The sequence below is a fragment of the Peptoniphilus sp. SGI.035 genome, from assembly GCF_050315115.1.
Taxonomy (GTDB): Bacteria; Bacillota; Clostridia; order Tissierellales; family Peptoniphilaceae; genus Peptoniphilus_A.
Genome location: NZ_JBNPOJ010000052.1, coordinates 1 through 1,216, shown reverse-complemented (window position 1 = coordinate 1,216; position 1,216 = coordinate 1). Strand labels below are relative to the sequence as shown.

Annotated in this window: 1 pseudogene; it reads left to right on the top strand. The window is 30.6% G+C overall.

The features are described 5' to 3' along the window. Nucleotides 1-208: 208 nt before the first annotated feature. Nucleotides 209-1,216: pseudogene (locus ACQRC6_RS09750) on the top strand (IS110 family transposase); the annotation flags it as partial.

The following is a 1,216-nucleotide window of genomic DNA, read 5'->3' as shown; positions in this document are numbered from 1 at the left end:
AATTCCTATCTTGCACTATTTTTGTATAATGAAGAAGTAGTATGACGAGTCTCTTTTAGGGTTAAAACATCCGACATAAAAACTGTCAACCACCTCTTCATTATTCATATTCGGTTAAGCAGGTTGGGCAAAACGTCCGTGTCACAAGCTAAAATGAGTGTAATGGTGCAGGTAGAAACTACAAAAGAAAAAAGAAAGAAGGAAAACCATGATATCTGTAGGAATAGACATATCAAAGGATAAAATTACAGTTTGTGCATTAGAACAAGGAAGCAAAATAATCTGGAAACCATTTGATGTTTACCTAAACAAAAGTAAAGTCGAAGAATTATTAAAGAAACTAGAAAAATTAAAAGAAGTAAAAATAACGATGGAAGCAACAGGAAAATATCATCTACCAATACTTTATGAATTAAAAGAAAGAGGCTACTTTGTAGCAGTAATAAACCCATTAAAGATGAAACAATTTTGCCGAGCCTTAAACTTTAGAAAAGCAAAAAATGATAACATAGACGCAAAACAAATAGCAGAATATGGACTAATGTATTGGAAAGAATTAGAAGAATACAAGGTAGATGAAGAAAACTACAGAGTTTTAAAAGAATTAAACAGAAGCTACCAACATTACATGGAGCTAAGAATCAACCAAATGAACTACGTAGATCAAATAACACATCAAACATTTCCAGGCATAAAAACACTAATTCCACATAATTCAGGAGACTTTTCAAAAGACAAACTATTAGACTTTTAAAAAAAATGGTGGCATAAAGACCTAGTATTAGAAAAAACAGAAGAAGAATTTGTAGAAGAATATAAAAGATGGGCAAAAGAAAAGAGATACCATCCAAATGCAAACAAAGCAAAATCCATTTACAAATTAGCAGAGGATAGTATCTCAACACAACCTTCCCATAACTCAAAAATAGAAACAAATATAAGAGAAGGAATAAACCTGATAAAACAAATAAATCAGATTCTAAATAGCATTTTATCACAAATGATAGAAATATCCGAGCCCTTAGAAGAATATCAAGAAGTAAAAAAATTCTCAGGCATATCAGAAAAATTAGCAGTACAAATAGTAGCAGAATTTGGAAACCTATCAAAATTTAAAAACAAAAAAAGCCTAATATCTTTTATTGGAATAGACGCACCGCCATATGAATCAGGAAACTTTAAAGCAGAACAAAGGAAAATAAGTAAAAGAGGAAAC